Genomic DNA, 13,589 nt, shown 5'->3' on the forward strand with positions numbered 1-13,589 from the left:
TTCTGCAACACGCGGGGGCCGGGCTTAAGGGGCCTAACGGCGCCAGACCGCAGGGGTCGTATCGGCCGGGATCAGGGCGCTTTTGCGGCGGGTACCCCCAGGAACGAGTCATACAATAGGCCTGCTACCCCGGCAACAATGGCCACATCCGCAAGATTAAACACGTACCAATTGAAGGGTTTTCCCCCGATCTCGATGTGGAACAGGGCGAAATCGACCACCGCGCCGTGCACGAATCGGTCGACGCCGTTGCCGAGCGCGCCGCCGATGATCAGGCCGAGCGCCAGTGTCGCGAGACGCGTGCTGGAGCGCGCCATCCAGATCCCCAGCACGATCACCGCAATCGCCTTGATCGCCATCAGCGCGAGCTGGGCGAGTTGGTTATCGCTCTGGAACCAGCCAAAGCTGATCCCGACGTTCCAGGCCAGCACCAGGTCGAAGAACGGCGTGACCCTGACCGCGCCGCGATTGGCGAGGTCGAACACGTAGAGCAGCCAAAGCTTCGAGGCCTGGTCGATCACCAGCGTCGCGAGCGCGGCAACGGCGCCGGCGCGAAGGTGAGGGGTTACGAAGCGCTCCTTGCCGGACACTTATCTCGCCTTCTTCTTTTTCTTCTTTTTCGACGCGGTCGCAGACGACTTTCTTCCCGCCTTCTTGGCAGTCTTTTTGTTCGCCTTCTTTACCGCTTTCTTAGCTCCCTTCTTGGCCGCCTTCGTTGCCGAAGCTGCTTTTTTGGATTTGGCGGCTTTCCCGACCTTCGCTTTCTTGGCTTTGGCTTTCTTGGCCGTGGTTTTGTTGGCCGCGGTCTTGTCGGCCTTGGCTTTCTTCGTTGTGGCCTTCTTGGGTTCTGCTTTCTTGACTTCGGCCTTGGGTTCGGGGGCGCTCTTGGCTTTCGCCTCGCTCTTGGCTTGCTCGGCCTCCGCGGTTTCCAAAACCTTCCTGGCTCTGACCTTCTTCGCAGTCGTGTCCGCCGTTGCCTTTCCTGAACCGGCCTGCTCCAGCGCTTCCTCCGCTTGTTGCGGTTGTTCTACAGGTTGCCGCTCGACCAACGCGACAGGCCTGGCGGCCGCTACGGCTGCATCGGCCGGCTTATGGCCCTCGGCAAGCGCCTTCCATTCCCGCAACGCCTGCGCGTCGCGCGGGGAGACGTCGGGATACTCGGCGTCTTCGCCGACCGTGGGCAGGATCTTCCACGACCGTGCGCATTTGGTGCCAACTGCCCTTTCGACCACAACGGCGACGCCGGGCACGTCGGCGAGGCTGAATGCGCTGGCCGGCGCATCGTCGTTGGTCACCATCGCGTTCGAAGTGATGCAGACCTCGGCCAGATCGATGTCGAGCAGCGTGTTGAAGATATTCTTGTCCGACACATAGACCAGCGGCGAGGCCTCGAGCGATGAGCCGATGTTCTTGGCCGCGCGTTCGACTTCGAGCGCGCCGGTGACGACACGGCGGACGTCGCGAATGGTCTCCCACTTCTCCGCCAACTTCTCGTCGCGGAATTGGTCAAAACTTTCGGGGAACAGCGTCAGGTGCACCGAGGCTCCCGCGTCCGGCTTGTACATCCGCCACGCCTCTTCGGTCGTGAAGCTGAGCACCGGCGCCAGCCAGCGCAGGATCGCATCGCAGATGATGTCGATCGCGGTCAGCGCCGCCTTGCGCGTGACCGAGGACGGCGGATCGCAGTAGAGCGCGTCCTTGCGGATATCGAAATAGAACGCCGACAATTCGCTGTTCATGAACGCCGCCAGCGTCGCGACCACCGTCTTGTAGTCGAACTCGGCATAGGCCTGGCGCACGATTGTCGCGCGTTTCGCCAGTTCGTGCAGCATCAAGCGTTCCAGCTCGGGCATGTCGCCATGGGCGACCGCGTCGGCCGGGTTGAAATGATGCAGCGTACCGAGCATCCAGCGGATCGAGTTGCGCAGCTTGCGATAGGTCTCGATGGTGTTCTTGAGGATCTCCGGTCCGATGCGCTGGTCGTCGGCATAGTCGGTGGCGGAGACCCACAGCCGCAGGATATCCGCGCCCGAATCCTTCATCACCTTCTGCGGCTCGACGGTATTGCCGAGCGACTTCGACATCTTGCGGCCGTTCTCGTCCAGCGTGAAGCCGTGAGTTAGCACCACGTCATAGGGCGCGCGGCCGCGGGTGCCCGCGCTTTCCAAAAGCGAGGAATGAAACCAGCCGCGATGCTGGTCGCTGCCCTCGAGATACATCACGGTATCCTCGCCGCCATCGACCTTGCGGACGATGTTGCCGAGGCTGGGAAAATTCTGGCGGTCCTCCAGCACGAAGGCATGCGTCGAGCCGGAGTCGAACCAGACGTCCAGGATGTCGTCGATCTTTTTCCAGTCTTCGCCAGCGCGTTCGCCCAGGAAACGTTCACGTGCGCCGTCCATGTACCAGGCGTCGGCGCCTTCCTCCATGAAGGCTTCGACGATGCGCTGGTTGACGATGTCGTCCTGCAGGATTTCGGCGGAGCCGTCGCCCTTCTCGCGCACGAACACGGCGATCGGCACGCCCCAGGCGCGCTGGCGCGAGATCACCCAGTCCGGGCGGCCGGCGATCATGCCGTTGATGCGGTTCTGCCCTGCGGGCGGCACCCATTGCGTCACCGAGATCGATTTCAGAGCCCGGTTCCGCAAAGTGTCATCGCCGGCCATCGTCATGGGGGTATTCACACCACTGCCCCAAACCAGCTTGTTTGGAGTGATTGCTTTATCCATCGCGATGAACCATTGCGGCGTGTTGCGGAAGATCACCGGCTTCTTCGAGCGCCAGGAATGCGGATACTGATGCTTGAGCCGCCCGCGCGCCAAAAGCTTGCCGGCCTCGACCAGCGCCTTGATGACGGCATCGTTGGCGTCGCCCTTCTCGCCCTTGTCGTTGATGACGCGCCTGCCGGTGAAGCCAGGAGCGTGATCGGTGAAAGCACCGTTCTCGTCGACGGTGTAGGGGATGGCGGTGTTGATGCCGCGTTGATCGAGTTCACGCGCATTTGCCGTCCAGACGTCGAAGTCTTCGCGGCCATGGCCCGGTGCGGTATGGACGAAGCCGGTACCGGTGTCGTCGGTGACATGGTCGCCGGGCAACAGCGGCACCATGAACTCGTAGCCACCGCTAAATCCCTTCAACGGATGGGCGCATTCCACGGCGTCGAGCGTATCGCCGGGCAGGTCGCGCACCTTTTCATAGGCGGTGACGCGCGCCTGCTTGAATACTTCTGCTGCGAGAGCATCGGCGAGGATCAGAAGATCGCCGGTCTTCGCCCAATTGTCGGCAGGCGCATCTGTGACCTTGTAGAGGCCGTAGGCGATCTTCGGCGAGAACGAGATGGCGCGGTTGCCGGGCAGCGTCCACGGCGTCGTGGTCCAGATCACCACGGAAGCCTCGGCCAGCGCGCCATGCGCCGGCGAGGTGATCGGAAACTTCACCCAGACCATGTCGGATGTGTAGTCCTCGTACTCGACCTCGGCTTCGGCCAGCGCGGTCTTCTCGACCACGCTCCACATCACGGGCTTGGAGCCGCGATAGAGCGTGCCGTTGGCGGCGAACTTCATTAATTCGCGCGCGATCTGGGCTTCGGCCGGATAGCTCATGGTGGCGTAGGGGTGGTCCCAATCGCCGATGATGCCGAGCCGCTTGAACTCCTCACGCTGTACGTTGAGCCAGTGCGTCGCATAGGCGCGGCACTCCTTGCGGAACGCCACCATCGCGGTGGAGTCGCGGAAGTCCGGCTTCGGCTTGCCCTTGGAGCGGTAGTTCTCTTCCTCGATCTTCCATTCGATCGGCAGGCCGTGACAGTCCCAGCCCGGCACGTAGTTGGAATCGAAGCCGAGCATCTGCTGGCTCTTGGTCACGACGTCCTTGAGGATCTTGTTCAGCGCGTGGCCGATATGGATGTTGCCGTTGGCATAGGGCGGCCCGTCATGCAGCACGAATTTGGCGCGGCCCTGCGCGCTCTCGCGCAGCTTTCCGTAGAGGTCGATCTCGTTCCAGTATTTGAGGATCTCCGGCTCGCGCTGCGGCAGGCCGGCGCGCATCGGGAATTCCGTCTGCGGCAGGAACAGGGTTTTCGAATAATCTGTGACGTCGGACTTTTGCGGCTGTTGGGACATGAATGCTCTGGTTTGGCTCGAAGACGGCGCTGAAAAGCGGATATCGCGGGGTGAACAGGGAAATCCCGGTCTTGCGCCGAGCCAAAGCTCAGGCGGAAGCCGGGCCGCTAATGCTGATGGTGCGCCGCGCAAACATGGGGCTTTCCATAGCAGGGGATCGGGGAAATCGCAAAGAGCTAGATACCGGGCCAAGGTGCAGTTGCGGTTTCCTCTGGAAACGCTAATTTATTGATGGACGGAGAGAATTTCATGAGCGCATCGGCTGCCGAGGTTTTGGAAGAGCTCAAGGAGCTTCGGAGGCACGGAGACCTGAACAACGGGATTCTTTTGCAGGCCGTGCAGGAATTGCCGGGGTTTTCGCGTGAGATTGTTTCGCTCGTAGGCGGTCCCGGACCAGAGGTGTTGGTTCGGCTTCTTGATATTAGAGCGCTTGCCGAACGCGTTTTCGGTGACAGGGAGAGGGCTGAAGCTTGGTTGACGCGGTCGAATTCCTCGCTTTCCGGCCAAAAGCCGCTTGATCTCTTGAAGGATGAACTGGGCGCGGCAGTCGTCCGAGAGATGCTCGAACGGATCGATCACGGAATTTTTGCCTGAGCTCGCAAAATGGAGCTTTGGCGCATTTCGAACTACGCCGATCTTTCCGGGATCGGGGGCTTGCGGGCTGCGGGGCGATGGCACTCACAGGGCCGCCGCATCATCTATCTCGCCGATCATTCATCGAGCGCCTTGCTCGAGATGCTGGTTCATATGGACCGCGATCTGATTCCGGCTAGCTACCAATTGCTGCGTATCGTTGCTCCCGACGACATTGCCATTGGAATGATCGATACCGAGTTGCCGCCGGACTGGCGCGCGCGGACGTTGACGAGCAGAGAAATCGGAGATCGATGGCTTGATCGCGCAACGAGCGCCTTACTTCGGGTGCCGTCGGCAATCAATGCAAAAGGCAGCAACTACCTCCTGAATCCTGAGCATCCGGACGCCGCAAAGATTGCAGTGGCAGAAATCATCAGAGCGCCGTTCGATCCTCGATTGCTTCCCTGAAAAGCTAGCGGTCAAGCCGCTCATTTCAAACGCGACCGGGCCGGGTTTCCCGCGACGATGACGGCCGCGCCGACGTCCCGCGTGACCACGCTGCCGGCGCCGATTACGGCGCCATCACCGATCGTGACGCCGGCAGGATGATGGCGCCGCCCCCGATCCAGACATCGCTGCCGATTCGCACCGGACGACCGAATTCAAGGCCGGTTCGCCGCGTTTCGGCGTCGCGCGGGTGATCGGCGGCGTAGATTTGCGTCGCCGGTCCGATCTGGGTGCGGTCGCCGATCGTCACTTCAACCACGTCGAGGATGACGCAATTGAAGTTGAGAAACACCTCATCGCCGAGCTGGATATTGTAGCCATAGTCGCAAAAGAACGGCGGACGGATCACGGCGCCGGTGCCGACACGGCCGAAATGGGCCGATAGCAGCGCATGCCGCTCGGACACAGGCGCAGCCAGCGCCGCATTGTAGCGCGCGAGCCAGGCCTTGTTGGCGGCGGCATCCGCCTGCAGTTCGGAATCGCCAGGGCGATAGAGTTCGCCGGCCAGCATCTTTTGCTTTTCGGTCTTGCTCAACCGATCACTCCAAGCTTGGGAAAAGCATCCGGGGCGGCAGCCAGCCGCTCGCGGGCGCGCGCGCTGTCGTCGTCCATCTGCCGGATCAACGCGTCGATCGAGTCGAATTTAAGTTCGTCCCGGATGAAGCCGATGAAGGCGATATCGAGCACCGCGCCGTAGAGGTCGCCCTTGAAGTCGAACAGGAACACTTCCAACAGCGGGGCGCCGTTGTCGAAAGTCGGGCGGCGGCCGAAGCTTGCGACGGCGTCGAAGCGCACATGATCCTTTCCTTGCCCGTGGCCGACCCGCACCGCATAGATGCCATGCTTGAGGCTGCAATTCTTGTCGAGGCGGATGTTGGCGGTGGGGTATCCGAGGTCGCGGCCGCGCTTGTCGCCATGGATCACCGCGCCGCTGACGAACCACGGTCCGCCCAGCATGGCGGTGGCTTCGTCGATCTGGCCCTCCGCCAGCGCCATGCGGATCGCGCTGGAGGACACCGGCCGCTCCTCGATGTCTACATGGGCCTGAACGTCGACCTCGATGCCGAGCCGCGGCCCCTCGCTGACCAACAGGCTCGGCGAACCGGCCCGTCCCTTGCCGAAATGAAAGTCGTAGCCAACGGCAATGCCGCTGACGCCGAGCCGCCCGATCAGGTCATGGTGAATGAAATCTTGCGCCGAGGTTCCGGCGCGGGTCTTGTCGAAGGTCATCACGACCGCGCCGTTCAGCCCCGTTCCGGCCAGCAGCCGCAGCTTTTTTGTCTCGTCGGAGAGGCGGAACTGGGGGCTGTTCGGGCTGAAGAAGCTGCGCGGATGCGGCTCGAAAGTGACGGCAAAGGCCGGCTTGCCGTGGGCGCGGCCCATCCGCAAAGCCGCGTCGATCACGGCCCGGTGGCCCAGATGGACGCCGTCGAAATTGCCCATCGCGACCACCGCCCCGCGGGGGATGTCGGCGGCAGGGGTGGTGTCTCGGATAACGGTAAAACCAGTTGTCATTTCAGGGATTCTTGGTCTCGGTGAAGGCGGCCGGACGGTGACGCGGCGGCGCCGTCGAAGTCAAGCCGGGCGGGTCGGGCCAAAACGGATGCAATCCGGTGTCGTCCGGTTAACGGGCTGTTTAACGGCTGATGCTAGAGGTTTGGGGAGGACTGCGGGTCCCGCAGGCCTGTCGATTTTTTGTGGCGTAAAGCGTCGAGTGGGGGAAAAGATGGCGGTTGATTTGTCCATGCCGGTTCTGGTGGTTGATGACTACAGCACCATGATCCGCATCATCCGAAATCTTTTGAAGCAACTCGGCTTCGACAACATCGACGACGCCAGCGACGGCTCGGCCGCGCTGAACAAAATGCGCAGCAAGAAATACGGACTGGTGATCTCGGACTGGAACATGGAGCCGATGACCGGCTACGACCTGCTCAAGGAAGTCCGCGCCGACCCCAACCTTGCCACCACGCCCTTCATCATGATCACGGCGGAATCCAAGACCGAGAACGTGATCGCCGCCAAGAAGGCCGGCGTGAACAACTACATCGTCAAGCCGTTCAACGCGGCGACGCTGAAGACCAAGATCGAGGCGGTCTTCCCGGACATGGCGACAGCGTAAGGCGCCTGGTCTCCAGCTCGCTCCAATTCTTGTGATGCCCGGCCCAATCCCGGGCATGCTGCGCTCTCATGAGCCCTACCAGGTCTTGCCTTTTCGGATGATGTAAGACCCATTCCTACTTTGCATGGGGTTGTTTTCGCAATTTTGAGTCCGGTGCAGCGATGCACCTACCACCGCAGCTCCCGCATCAGCGCGCGGGGTGGATGTCCGAACAGCTCCTTCACCGAGGCCGGGTCGAGCTGGTCGATGCCCTCGAACTCCTCGGAATGGATGCCGCGGGTGAGGAAAAGACAATCGATTCCGAAGCCGTGCGCGCCGGTGAGATCGGTCCGCACCGAATCCCCGATGGCCAGCACGCGGTCGAGCGGTGCCGAATGGCCGCGGCGCTCGGCGGCGAGCGCCATCGCGCGTTCATAAATCGGCCGGTGCGGCTTGCCGTAGAAGATCGCCTCGCCGCCGAGCTCGCGATAAAGCTCGGCGATCGCGCCGGCGCAATAGATCAGCCGGTCGCCGCGTTCGACCACGATGTCGGGGTTTGCGCAGACCAGCGGCAGTTTGTGCTCGCGCGCCTGCAGCAGCATTGCGCGATAGTCTTCCGCCGATTCGGTTTCATCGTCGAACAGGCCGGTGCAGATGATGTAGTCGGCCTGCTCCAGCGGCGCCATCACGGCGTCGAGTCCGCGATGGATCGAGGAGTCCCGTTCCGGACCGATCCAGAATATCTTCTTGCCGGGGTGATCGGCGACGAAACTCCGGGTCAGGTCCCCGGAACTGACGATGGCGTCGTAGGTTTCGTCGGCGACGCCGAGCTTGCGCAATTGGCGCTGCACGGAATCGGCCGGCCGCGGTGCGTTGGTGATCAGGATGACGGTAGCTCCGCGCTGGCGGCAGGTGTGCAGCGCCTCGCAGGCTTCGGGGAAGGACTCCAGCCCATTGTGCACCACGCCCCAGATATCGGACAGGATGACCTCGACGCCGTCCATGAGGTCGCGTAGCCGCTCGACGAAGCGCAATGAGGTCATGATTCCGGATGCCTGTTAGCCCGGTCCCGCGGCACGGCGCGCCAACGCGGCATTGCCGGTCGCCCGCATCGGGGGCTCCGCGGCCTGGCTGGCCATGGGGACGGGGTTGCTGGGGCCATTGGGGCTGCCGGATTGCTTGTTCGCTGTCGCCCCGCCGGTAGCAGATGCCCCCTCGGGCCGCAACGGCCGCGGCGGTGCAAACAGAAAGCCCTGTCCAAACCGCACGTCATAGTCGAGCAGGTCCACCACCGCGCGCTCGCCCTCGATCTTCTCGGCGATCAGGTCGATGCCGAAACGGCCGAGCAGGTCGGAAAGATCGGAAGGGTGGATGTCCGAGGTCGAGCTCTGCTTGGGGTCGAGCAGCAATGCCGCGGGCACCTTGATGAAACGGACGCCGCGATCGGCGAGGTCGCGCGGCTCGATCCGCAAGTCGGTGACATGGTCGATCGAGAAACGATAACCACGCTGCGACAGCGCGGCCAGATTCTCGATTTCGGTCGGGCGGAGATTGCGGAACGTCGCCTGCTTGAACTCGAGCACGAAGGAGGGCGCCAGCGCCCGATTGGCCTCGAGGAAGTCGAGGCATTGCGCGAAATTGGCGGCATTGCCGAGCGTCGCCGCAGAGACGTTGCAGAACACGCCGACGTCCTTGTTGCGCACCATCAGGCGGCGCAGCACCTGGATACAGCGCAGCATCACCATGTGATCGATTTTGCCGATCAACCCGCCGGCTTCGGCGGTGGGGATGAAATCATCGGCGGCGAGGATCTGATCCCTGTCGTCGCGCAGCCGCGTCACCGCCTCGTAGAAGCGCACCTTGCGCTGCGGCAGCGTCACCATCGGCTGCAGGTAGATGTCGAGCCGGTTTTCCTCGACGGCGTTCTTCACCGCGGCGAGCAGTTGCGGCTGGTTGCGCGAGGGCGGAGCGGCTTCCGCGGCAGTTGCAGCCGCTGCCGGCCTTGCGGCAGCAGCCGGTGCGGGCCTGGCGACGATCGGCGCGGCTTGCTCCGCGGCGACCGCCGGTTCGCTCGGAGGTTCGGGATCCGGCCGGCCGGCCGGGGCGGGGGGCGCCGCCGCCGCGCCCGCGGCCAACAGATCCTCATGGCCCGCCACCGAGACGGCCAGTTGCTTGACCAGGACGCCGAGCTCGTTGATTTCGCCGACCACCGCCTGGATGCGGTCGGAGCTTGCGGAATTCGCCGACACCAGGCGGCCCTCGACGGCGGCGAGCCGGCGGCCGAATTCGGCGACCTGACGGGCGAGGTCGGCGGTGCCACGGGAAAGATCGGCGATCTGGCCGCCGACATCCGAGCGGTCGCGCAACCGCATCGATACGGCGTTGTAAAGGATCAGGAAGGTCAGCGCGGTGAGCGCCACGATCGCGGATTCGGTGCCGTTGAAGCCCGCCACCGTATGCAGGACGAGGCCGAGCGAGGCTGCAACCAGCACCATGCAGATGGCGATGAAAATCGTCGAAATGCGAATCATGTCGCGCGCTACGCCTTCAGGTCCGAACTGTGCTCCCCCGGGAAAACACGGAAGTTTCAGGCATCGTCTGACTTGCGCATTCCCCAGCGGAGCAACCTTAGCATCAATGTTGATTCGCAGAGCTAGTGTTCTTTGAACACGGCCGGAACCTGCGATCAAAGCGGTGCAACGGCCAGCGTTGCGCCGTCAAACGTCCGAGTGCCGCGCATGCCATCGCCGTCGCGTTGCCGCCAGGCCCAGTAATGTCGCCATCAGGATTAGACCGGCCTGCAGATGCCTGTCGCCTCCCGGGGATCGGCGCCGAGCACGGCTGCGCGTGGAAGGTGCCGAGGGCGCCTGCAAAATTGACCTGGCGGTGTCCCGCGTCGCTTCGATCTGGTCCGGTTCAATCGGACTGGCCTTGATCGCGACGCGCAGGCGGCTTGTAAGCGAAGGAAACTGCGGCGGCCTTTGTCTGAGTTTGGCGGCGGCGAGCCCGGCGCAAATCGCGGCGATTATCGCGAGCAATGCGCCGATCGCGCCGAAGGCCCAAAACGGCCCGTAATGGATCTCGATCCAGCGAAACAGCGCGGTCATGCCGACCAGGCAAGCGGCGATCAAGAAAATGCCCGCTGCTGCGAACAGGCCTGCGGCGATGGCATAGGAAGTCATCGTTCCGGTCGCCTGATGGGTCCGATCTCGCAAATACGACCGCGTCGCCAGCTTGACCTGATTCAGCTTCAGTCCGATCGCGGCGCGCAGCAAGCCGCTCGAAGGCGCGAGCATTTCCGCAACCCTCCGCCGGTGGAGGCAGGATCGCCTCCGCCAAACGTAATGAACGCGGGGTCGTTTCGAATGTTCCTGCCCGGTCAGAGCCGATGCTGGCGCTTACGCCGTCGCTCGGATCACCTTGGCGACCTTGTCCATAATCTCGCCGATCTGGTCTTCGGTGATAATCAGGGGCGGCGTCAGCGCGAGCGTATCGCCGGCCACCCGTAGCATCAGATCATGGTCGTGGAAGGCGCTGTTGAGCCCGGCAAAGCCGCGCTTGCCCGGCGCATCCGCAACCGGTGCGAGATCGATGCCGGCGGTCAGACCGACGGTGCGGATATCCACGACGCCCGGCTCGTTGCGCAGCGACATCACAGCGTCGGCGAATTTCGGCTCGAGCTCACGCGCGCGCTCGAACAACTTTTCGTCGCGATAGATGTCGAGGGTGGCAAGAGCCGCGGCGCAGGCCAGCGGGTGCGCGGAATAGGTGTAGCCATGGGTCAGCTCGACCACATGTTCCGGGCCACTCATGAAAGCATCATGGATGGTGTCGCGCACCAGCACGCCGCCCATCGGCGCGGCGCCATTGGTAACACCCTTGGCGAAGGTCAGCATGTCGGGCACCACACCATAGCGTTCGGCGGCAAAGGCAAAGCCGAGCCGGCCATAGCCGGTGATGACCTCGTCGAAGATCAGCAAGATGCCGTGCTTCTGGGTGATCTCGCGCAGCCGCTTGAGATAGCCCTTCGGTGCCGGGAGCACGCCGGTCGAGCCAGCCATCGGCTCGACGATCACGGCAGCGATGGTGTTGGCGCCGTGCAGGTTGACGAGCCGTTCGAGCTCGTCGGCGAAATGCGCGCCATATTCCGGCTCGCCCTTGCTGAACGCCTGCTTCTCGCGATCATAGGTCGCCGGCAGATGGTCGACGCCGGTGAGCAGCGAGCCGAACAGTTTTCGGTTGCCGACGATGCCGCCGACGGCGGTGCCGCCGAAGCCGACGCCGTGATAGCCGCGCTCGCGGCCGATCAGGCGCATGCGGCTGCCCTGGCCGTTGATCTGGTGATAGGCCAGCGCGATCTTGAGCGCGGTGTCGGCCGCTTCCGAGCCGGAGTTGCAGAAGAACACGTGGTCGAGCCCATCGGGCGCCAGTTCGGCGATGCGGCTCGCAAGTTCGAAGGCCTGCGGGATGCCGAACTGGAACGGCGGCGCGTAGTCCAGCGCCTCGGCCTGCTTGGCGATCGTCGACGAAATCTCGGTGCGGCCGTGTCCGGCATTGGTGCACCACATGCCCGAGGCACCGTCGATGATCTTGCGACCGTCGACGGTGAAGTAGTGCATGTCTTTCGCGCCGGCGAGCAGCCGCGGGTTCTTCTTGAACGCCCGGTTCGCGGTGAACGGCATCCAGTGCGCGGCGAGATCGTTCGGAACGTTGACGGGGGTGGGGCGGGGGCTCTTATCCAGCATGGAAGGCCTCTTCAGCTTTAACGTCGGATTTGCCCCAAGGTATCAGTTTCGTCGCGACACGGGAACGCCACCACGACGTGATATTTTTCGCGTAATCGGACAGTTCAGAGATCGGCCGCCGCGATCCAGAACACTTCGCCCTCGGAATCCTCGGTGTCGAGCCAGAGCAGCGGCAGTTGCGGATAGGCGGCTTCCAGTTGCGGGCGGCAGCGGCCGATCTCGCATAACAGTCCGCCCTGCGGCGTCAGGTGCGCGGCCGCCTCGTCGAGGATGCGCCTGACAATGTCGAGCCCATCGAAGCCGCCATCGAAGGCGAGTTTCGGTTCGGCTCGGCATTCGCGCGGCAGGCCGGCCATGCCTTCCGCGTCGACATAGGGCGGATTGGAAATGATGAGATCGTAGCGCTTATCCCCCAGCGGCTTGAACAGATCGCCGCGGTACAGCGTGAGCCTGTCCTGAAGCCCGTAATCGCCGACATTGCGTGCGGCGACTTCGAGCGCATCCTTGGAAATGTCCACGGCATCGATCGCCGCATTCGGAAAATTCCGGCTGGCCAGGATGGCGAGGCAGCCCGAGCCGGTGCAGAGATCGAGCACGCTTTCCACCGTGTCAGGATCAGAGATCAGCGAGCCCGCCTCGTCATCGCCATCGCGGCCGAAGTGCTGGTCCAGCAATTCGCCGATGAAGGAACGTGGCACGATGGTCCGCTCGTCGACGTAAAAGGGCAGGCCGCGCATGTAGATTTTGTTGACGAGATAGGCGGCGGGCTTTCGCGTGGTGACGCGGCGCGCGATCAGATCGAGGATCTTCTTGCCTTCGGCGACGGTGACGCGCGCGGTCGCGAACGTCTCGAACTGGTCGGGATGCAGGTGCAGCGCTTCGCAGACCAGGAATGCGGCTTCGGCAAGCGGATCGGTGGTGCCGTGCGCAAATACCAGTTTGGCCTCGACGAAACGGCTGACCGCATAGCGGACGAAATCGAGCAGCGTCAGCAGTTCTCCCGCGCCGACCTTGGGAAGTCTCGATGTGGTCTGGCCGCGCTTCGCCGCCGGCTTGGTGCGCTTGGCCATCAGGACTTGGTCCAGCGCGCGACGGCGGCGTCGTCGTGATCGCGCGCTTCGATCCAGCTCGCGCCTTTTTCGCTTTCCTCGCGCTTCCAGAACGGCGCGTTGGTCTTCAGATAATCCATCAGGAATTCCGCCGCTTCGAAGGCCGCCTGGCGATGCGGCGAGGCGGTTACCACGAGCACGATGTTCTCGCCCGGCGCGATGCGGCCGAACCGGTGAATGATGGTGAGGCCCTGCAAGGGCCAGCGCGACAGCGCCTCGTCGGCGTGGCGGCCGATCTCGGCTTCGGCCATGCCGGGATAATGCTCGAGCGTCAGTGCTGCGATCGGCTCGCCGTTCTCGCTGCCACGGCAGATGCCGCTGAAGGTGACGACGGCGCCGATATCGGTGCGGCCTCTGGTGAGCGCCGCGATCTCCTGCGCAGCGTCGAAATCCGCTTCCTGGATGCGAATGGTCGCGGTGACGGACATAG

General features: G+C 63.4%; 11 protein-coding genes and 2 pseudogenes. 3 read left to right on the forward strand and 10 right to left on the reverse strand.

Annotation, left to right across the window (positions count from 1 at the left end; genetic code table 11):
* Nucleotides 1–71: 71 nt before the first annotated feature.
* Together lspA and ileS are read right to left on the reverse strand one after the other, a co-directional pair.
* Nucleotides 72–590, reverse strand: coding sequence for a signal peptidase II (gene lspA / locus V1290_RS24535; RefSeq protein ID WP_334366751.1), 519 nt, complete (start codon nucleotides 588–590; stop codon nucleotides 72–74).
* A 513-nt stretch (nucleotides 591–1,103) separates the two neighbouring features.
* A pseudogene (gene ileS / locus V1290_RS24540) lies at nucleotides 1,104–4,121 on the reverse strand (isoleucine--tRNA ligase); the annotation flags it as partial.
* A 249-nt stretch (nucleotides 4,122–4,370) separates the two neighbouring features.
* Between ileS and V1290_RS24545 the strand changes: the two are divergent.
* A complete protein-coding gene (locus V1290_RS24545) occupies nucleotides 4,371–4,715 on the forward strand; it encodes an MbcA/ParS/Xre antitoxin family protein (RefSeq protein ID WP_334366752.1) in 345 nt (114 codons plus the stop codon).
* A gap of 9 nt (nucleotides 4,716–4,724) precedes the next feature.
* Nucleotides 4,725–5,165 (forward strand): RES family NAD+ phosphorylase, encoded by a 441-nt coding sequence (locus V1290_RS24550; protein WP_334366753.1) that lies wholly within the window; start codon nucleotides 4,725–4,727, stop codon nucleotides 5,163–5,165.
* 20 nt (nucleotides 5,166–5,185) lie between these two features.
* Here V1290_RS24550 and V1290_RS24555 read toward each other — a convergent pair.
* A pseudogene (locus tag V1290_RS24555) lies at nucleotides 5,186–5,739 on the reverse strand (sugar O-acetyltransferase).
* Complete coding sequence (locus V1290_RS24560; protein WP_334366754.1) at nucleotides 5,736–6,719, reverse strand: bifunctional riboflavin kinase/FAD synthetase; 984 nt, start codon at nucleotides 6,717–6,719, stop codon at nucleotides 5,736–5,738. The pseudogene V1290_RS24555 and the gene V1290_RS24560 overlap by 4 nt, the downstream one beginning before the upstream one ends.
* Before the next feature lie 211 nt (nucleotides 6,720–6,930).
* Here V1290_RS24560 and V1290_RS24565 point away from each other — a divergent pair, with 211 nt between their 5' ends.
* Complete coding sequence (locus tag V1290_RS24565; protein ID WP_028350718.1) at nucleotides 6,931–7,326, forward strand: response regulator; 396 nt, start codon at nucleotides 6,931–6,933, stop codon at nucleotides 7,324–7,326.
* A gap of 167 nt (nucleotides 7,327–7,493) precedes the next feature.
* On the opposite strand, the gene V1290_RS24570 is transcribed toward V1290_RS24565, so the two are convergent.
* The 6 genes from V1290_RS24570 to V1290_RS24595 form a co-directional block, all read right to left on the reverse strand.
* Entirely contained in the window at nucleotides 7,494–8,348 is an 855-nt protein-coding gene (locus V1290_RS24570) for a TIGR01459 family HAD-type hydrolase (protein WP_334366755.1), read from the reverse strand.
* A gap of 15 nt (nucleotides 8,349–8,363) precedes the next feature.
* A complete protein-coding gene (locus tag V1290_RS24575) occupies nucleotides 8,364–9,836 on the reverse strand; it encodes an EAL domain-containing protein (RefSeq protein ID WP_334366756.1) in 1,473 nt (490 codons plus the stop codon).
* Between the two features lie 186 nt (nucleotides 9,837–10,022).
* Nucleotides 10,023–10,601, reverse strand: a complete 579-nt coding sequence (locus tag V1290_RS24580; protein WP_334366757.1) for a phage holin family protein — start codon at nucleotides 10,599–10,601, stop codon at nucleotides 10,023–10,025.
* A 102-nt stretch (nucleotides 10,602–10,703) separates the two neighbouring features.
* Nucleotides 10,704–12,050: an aspartate aminotransferase family protein gene (locus tag V1290_RS24585; protein WP_334366758.1), complete on the reverse strand. Its 1,347-nt coding sequence runs from the start codon at nucleotides 12,048–12,050 to the stop codon at nucleotides 10,704–10,706.
* A gap of 104 nt (nucleotides 12,051–12,154) precedes the next feature.
* Entirely contained in the window at nucleotides 12,155–13,120 is a 966-nt protein-coding gene (gene prmB / locus V1290_RS24590; protein ID WP_334366759.1) for a 50S ribosomal protein L3 N(5)-glutamine methyltransferase, read from the reverse strand.
* Nucleotides 13,120–13,587 (reverse strand): molybdenum cofactor biosynthesis protein MoaE, encoded by a 468-nt coding sequence (locus tag V1290_RS24595; protein ID WP_334366760.1) that lies wholly within the window; start codon nucleotides 13,585–13,587, stop codon nucleotides 13,120–13,122. The genes prmB and V1290_RS24595 overlap by 1 nt, the downstream gene beginning before the upstream one ends.
* Between the last annotated feature and the right edge of the window lie 2 nt (nucleotides 13,588–13,589).

This window comes from Bradyrhizobium sp. AZCC 1578 (assembly GCF_036924675.1).
Taxonomy (GTDB): domain Bacteria; phylum Pseudomonadota; class Alphaproteobacteria; order Rhizobiales; family Xanthobacteraceae; genus Bradyrhizobium.

Bases quoted from the DNA above. Each gene is read 5' to 3' on its own strand.
- V1290_RS24545 (WP_334366752.1), top strand. From the start codon at position 4,371: ATGAGCGCATCGGCTGCCGAGGTTTTGGAAGAGCTCAAGGAGCTTCGG.
- V1290_RS24550 (WP_334366753.1), top strand. From the start codon at position 4,725: ATGGAGCTTTGGCGCATTTCGAACTACGCCGATCTTTCCGGGATCGGG.
- V1290_RS24560 (WP_334366754.1), bottom strand. From the start codon at position 6,719: ATGACAACTGGTTTTACCGTTATCCGAGACACCACCCCTGCCGCCGAC.
- V1290_RS24565 (WP_028350718.1), top strand. From the start codon at position 6,931: ATGGCGGTTGATTTGTCCATGCCGGTTCTGGTGGTTGATGACTACAGC.
- V1290_RS24570 (WP_334366755.1), bottom strand. From the start codon at position 8,348: ATGACCTCATTGCGCTTCGTCGAGCGGCTACGCGACCTCATGGACGGC.
- V1290_RS24575 (WP_334366756.1), bottom strand. From the start codon at position 9,836: ATGATTCGCATTTCGACGATTTTCATCGCCATCTGCATGGTGCTGGTT.
- V1290_RS24580 (WP_334366757.1), bottom strand. From the start codon at position 10,601: ATGCTCGCGCCTTCGAGCGGCTTGCTGCGCGCCGCGATCGGACTGAAG.
- V1290_RS24585 (WP_334366758.1), bottom strand. From the start codon at position 12,050: ATGCTGGATAAGAGCCCCCGCCCCACCCCCGTCAACGTTCCGAACGAT.
- prmB (WP_334366759.1), bottom strand. From the start codon at position 13,120: ATGGCCAAGCGCACCAAGCCGGCGGCGAAGCGCGGCCAGACCACATCG.
- V1290_RS24595 (WP_334366760.1), bottom strand. From the start codon at position 13,587: ATGTCCGTCACCGCGACCATTCGCATCCAGGAAGCGGATTTCGACGCT.